The 4,975-nt window shown below is 41.3% G+C and carries 3 protein-coding genes; 2 read left to right on the forward strand and 1 reads right to left on the reverse strand.

All coding sequences use genetic code 11. The features are described from left to right. Nucleotides 1-227 (reverse strand): YkgJ family cysteine cluster protein (locus tag H5072_RS11735; protein ID WP_182693616.1); only part of this gene is annotated, 227 nt, incomplete at its 3' end. A 169-nt stretch (nucleotides 228-396) separates the two neighbouring features. On the opposite strand from H5072_RS11735, the gene H5072_RS11740 reads away from it, so the two are divergent. Together H5072_RS11740 and H5072_RS11745 are read left to right on the forward strand one after the other, a co-directional pair. Next, nucleotides 397-1,575, forward strand: a complete 1,179-nt coding sequence (locus tag H5072_RS11740; protein WP_182693617.1) for an efflux RND transporter periplasmic adaptor subunit — start codon at nucleotides 397-399, stop codon at nucleotides 1,573-1,575. 2 nt (nucleotides 1,576-1,577) lie between these two features. Next, the gene (locus H5072_RS11745) at nucleotides 1,578-4,727 is read left to right on the forward strand and encodes an efflux RND transporter permease subunit (protein ID WP_182693618.1); all 3,150 of its coding nucleotides are present in this window, start codon (nucleotides 1,578-1,580) and stop codon (nucleotides 4,725-4,727) included. The last annotated feature ends 248 nt before the right edge of the window (nucleotides 4,728-4,975 follow it).

Here is a 4,975-nt window from a genome sequence, read left to right on the forward strand (position 1 = left end):
GCTTGTGCATTTGTAGACCCGCACACATCAAGCGTGGCACTAAAATCGCTACATACTTTTGGTCGACTTTCATCACCAAATAACTTACATAAATTACCTTCGTCCAGCTGAATACAACGCTCTCCGGCTTTTTTACCATTTGGCATACCTGGAATAGGCGAACTAATACTTGGCGCAATACAACATGCGCCGCAGCCTAGCCTGCAATTCATCGATTCGGTTTTCATAATTTCCTCTGAATAAAACACACTTACTTTAATTTCTTTTTAGGAACTTAATTAGTCACATAGTGAGTTGTAACACACACATGTAATGCTTTGTTACATCTTAAAACAGCTTGTAAACACTTTATTGCGTATTATTGCTCTGTCACCACCAATTATGAAGGAATGCCTTGTGGCTACTACAAAACAAATAATACTCCCAATCGCTGTTTTAGCAGGCGGTATTGCTTTAGCTTTCGCCTTTATGGCAATGAAAAAACCACCCGAAGAAAAGCCAGAGCAAGATTTACGTCCTTTAGTAGCAACACAACGCGTACTTTTAGATTCTATAACGCTCGATGTTAAATCGTACGGCATTGTTAAACCAAAATATCGTACAGAGCTAATAGCACAAGTTAGCGGGCAAGTTATTTCGGTATCAGATCAATTTGTAGAAGGCGCGTTTGTAAAGCAAGGCGATATTTTAGCACGAATTGATGCAAATGATTACGAAGCAGACTTTATTGAAGCGCAAGCGGGTTTAGCACAAGCAAGCTCAGCACTTGAAATAGAACGCGCGCAAGCACATGTCGCTCAAGCTGAGTGGGAGCGCATTAAGTCAGACTCAAGCGACGCTATTGCATCAGAACTTTATTTACGAAAACCACAGCTGGCCGAAAAATTAGCGCGTTACCGCTCTGCTCAAGCAAGTGTTAAACGTGCTAGCCGCAATCTTGAGCGTACTTATATTAAAGCCCCTTATGATGCCATTATTAATGAGCGCACAATTAGCTTGGGTTCAGTAGTAAACCCAGGTAATAGTTTTGGCGCACTAAGCGCAACCTCAGTTGCAGAGGTCCGTTTACCGGTTGCCGATCAAGAACTGCAATATTTAAAAAATGGCGGCGTAGGCTCAAATGTTACATTTAACGCAGAATACGCGGGTAAGCAAACAATGTGGCAAGCCAAAGTAATTCGCACCGAAGGTGTGGTTGATCAAACAAGCCGTATGAGCTACTTGGTTGCACAACTTGCAACACCTTATGGCGACAAAACACGCCCTCTTCGTTTTGGTTCGTACATTAACGCTACCATTGAAGGTCGCCCGCTTGATAACGCAATTATTGTTGCGCACCACTTAGTTAAAGATAATAAAATTGTAATTTTAAATGACGATTTAACATTGTCGTTTAAAACCCTCAATATTATACGCGAACAAAACGGCATGATTATAGCCAGCCAAGGGTTAAACAATGGCGAGCAAATTGTTACCTCAGCGCTTGAATACCCAACTGAAGGTATGGCAGTAAAAATTGAAGATATTGCGCCTGATAAAACTGATGTAACTCAACTTGCGCTGAAAGAGGAATAATCATGAACACTCGTGAAACAGGGTTAATAGCATGGTTTGCCCGAAATCCCGTTGCTGCCAACCTACTAATGATATTTATATTAGTAGGCGGTATTTTAATGGCAATGACCATTCGCAAACAAATGTTCCCACAGTTTGAAAGCAACTGGATAAGCGTACAAGCAGTTTACCCAGGTGCAGCCCCGCAAGAGGTTGAAGAAGGCATAACCATAAAAGTTGAGGAAAACCTCGAAGGTATTGAAGGCATTAAACGCCTAATTACGTACTCTAACCGTGGTTTTTCACAAGCGTGGATTGAAATAGAAGAGCAATACAATCCACAAGAAGTACTTGATGAAATTAAAGTACAAGTTGATTCAATAAACACCTTTCCTGCGGGGATGGAGCGCCCTGTTGTGCGCCGCGATAAGTTTGAGCAAGAGGTAATGATACTCGCGCTTTACGGCGACATGAGTAACTACCAGTTAAAAGAGCTTGGCAACGATATAAAAGACGAACTACAAGCACTGCCTCACGTTAACCTTGTTAATTTTAACGGCGGCTTAGAATATGAAATTGGTATAGAAGTCAGCCCCGATAAACTACGCGAGTACGGATTAACATTTAGAGATATTGCAGGCGCGGTGCAAAACTTTTCGGCAAATATGTCGGCGGGACAAATACGCTCTGAAAATGGTTATATTTCGATGCGTGTTGAAAAACAAGCCTACCGTGGTTTTGAGTTTGAAAAACTGCCACTTATTACCCTTGCTGATGGCGCACAAATTTATTTAGGCGATGTTGCAACTATTAATGATGGCTTTGAAGAAGGTCTACAATATTCAAAATACAATGGTAAGAATTCACTCTCGTTTGAAGTAAACGCATCAAAAGATCAAGACATTACCGATGTAGCAAAAGTACTTAAAAGCTACATGGCAACTAAAGAGCCACTTTTACCTGCAGGCGTTAAGCTCTCTCCTATTGTTGATTTAACTTACTACCTTGAAGGTCGACTCGATATGATGGTCGATAACATGATTTGGGGTGGCTTGTTAGTAATGATAGTGCTGGCACTATTTTTACCGCTACGCTTAGCATTTTGGGTAATGATGGGTTTACCGGTGTCTTTTCTGGGCGCCTTTTTGTTTATGCCTATTGGCTTTTTAGATGTAACAATTAACCTAGCCTCTCTTTTTGCCTTTATACTTGTACTCGGGATCGTTGTTGATGACGCCATAGTTGTGGGCGAGTCAGCCAGTGCCGAAATAGAAAAATACGGCCACACACTTGATAACGTAGTACGCGGTGTTAAACGCGTTGCGATGCCAGCAACCTTTGGTGTACTAACAACTATTGCGGCATTTTTACCTCAAACACTCGCAACCGGCCCTGGCGCTGCTTTTTCTAAGGCAATTGGTGGCGTTATTATTTTGTGTTTGATTTTTTCACTCATTGAATCAAAACTTATTTTACCTGCGCATATTGCAGCAATGAACCCACGTAAACCAAATCCTAAAAACCTATTACACCGCTTACGTATGGTGATTGATAGCAGCTTAAAAAGCTTTGTGAATAACTACTACCTTCCTTTTGTTGGCCGCTGTATTCATTATCGCTATACAGTGATTGTCGGCTTTATGTGTTTGCTTATTGTAAGCGCAGGTATGTTTGCAGGTGGTTTAGTTAAGTTTGTACCAAACCCTAAAATACCGCACGATTTTCCGCGTATTGATATAGAAATGAACTTAGCTTCATCTGAGCAAGCAACGCTTGAAACCGCACGTAAAATTGAAAGCGTGTTGTTAAAGGTCGATCAGCAACTACAAGAGCAATACGGTAAACCGATGATCCGCGATTTATCGGTAAGCCTTCGCGGACGAACTGAAGCAAATATTATGGCTATTTTGGTAGAGCCTGACTTACGCCCTATCGACACATTTGCCCTAAGTGCATTATGGCGTGAGCAAATGCCCGCTTTACCAGGCATTAAAACCATGACCATTCAAGACAGTATAATGAATGGCGGTCGAGATGATGGCGACGTTAGCTTTAAACTTGAAGGCAAAAATGCTGACGAGCTAAAAGAAGTGGCTGGTAAATTAAAAGCCAAATTACAAACAATGGAAGGCGTTGGCGACGTAAACGATTCAATGCAAAGCGCTACCGACGAAGTGCAACTTGATTTAAAACCACTCGCTTACAGCATGGGTTTAACGCTTGCTGATGTAGCGTCGCAAGTTAGCTTTAGTTACTACGGCTTAGAAGCGCAGCGAATATTGCGTGAAGGCGAAGAAATTAAAGTCATGATCCGCTATCCAGAAGACGAACGTAACTCAATAAGTGACATAGCAAGTGTGCGTATTATCACACCCACAGGCGCTGAAGTACCGCTAAGTGAAGTAGCCGAAGTTAAGCTTGTTGACGGTGTAAACCGTATTCGCCGAGAAAACTCTAAACGCACTGTAAACGTATGGGCTGCGGTAAATACCGACAAAGCCGAACCATTTGCGATTGCAGAAGAAATTCGTGATGAATACTTACCAACATTACTTAAGAGCTACCCTGGCGTTACAAGTGATGTAGCTGGGCGCATTCAAGAAGAGATGGATAGCGCTTCAGAGCAGCTTCGTGATTTTGGTATATCAATGATGATTATATTTGCCTTGTTAGCCATTCCGCTTCGCTCTTACTCGCAGCCACTTATTATAATGTCGGTTATTCCGTTTGGTGTAGTGGGCGCGATGTTTGGGCATATGATTTTAGGTATGACCATGAGTAGCTTATCGATGTTTGGCATTATTGCTGTAGCGGGTGTGGTCGTAAATGATTCCCTCGTTATGGTTGATTTTGTAAACAAAGCACGCGCTGAAGGTGTTGCGATTAAGGATGCTGTAATGCAAGCCGGTGCTCGTCGCTTTAGAGCGATATTACTTACCTCAATCACTACCTTTATTGGTGTAATGCCAATTATTTTTGAAACGAGTTTACAAGCTAAAATTGTTATCCCAATGGCTGTATCACTTGCTTTTGGTGTGTTATTTGCCACAGTAATTACACTGATACTTATACCGTGCCAGTATGTTGCACTAGAAGATGCTAAACGATTAGTACGTAAAATGCGTGGCAAGCCACCACTAGTAGATGCCCAACCAGCGCCTACAAATAGCTAAATTAAGTAACATCCCAACCAAAAAAGCTCGGCATACTATGCCGAGTTTTTTATTTGAAATAACTATGAACCAAGTGTAAGTTATTATTTCGCATTCAAAAAAGACTTTATTAAGATGGCACAATGGCACGATGAGAAAACAAAAATCAAAGATATCTTTGATGCAATTAGAAATTTTGGATTAGTCGGTCTAATTTTTTATACATCTACAATTAGCTTTTTAAGAGCTAATTCATCTGAATCACTTAG

The sequence above is a fragment of the Pseudoalteromonas sp. SR45-5 genome, assembly GCF_014163565.1.
In the GTDB taxonomy this organism is placed as follows: Bacteria; Pseudomonadota; Gammaproteobacteria; order Enterobacterales; family Alteromonadaceae; genus Pseudoalteromonas; species Pseudoalteromonas distincta.

Bases quoted from the DNA above. Each gene is read 5' to 3' on its own strand.
- H5072_RS11745 (WP_182693618.1), top strand. From the start codon at position 1,578: ATGAACACTCGTGAAACAGGGTTAATAGCATGGTTTGCCCGAAATCCC.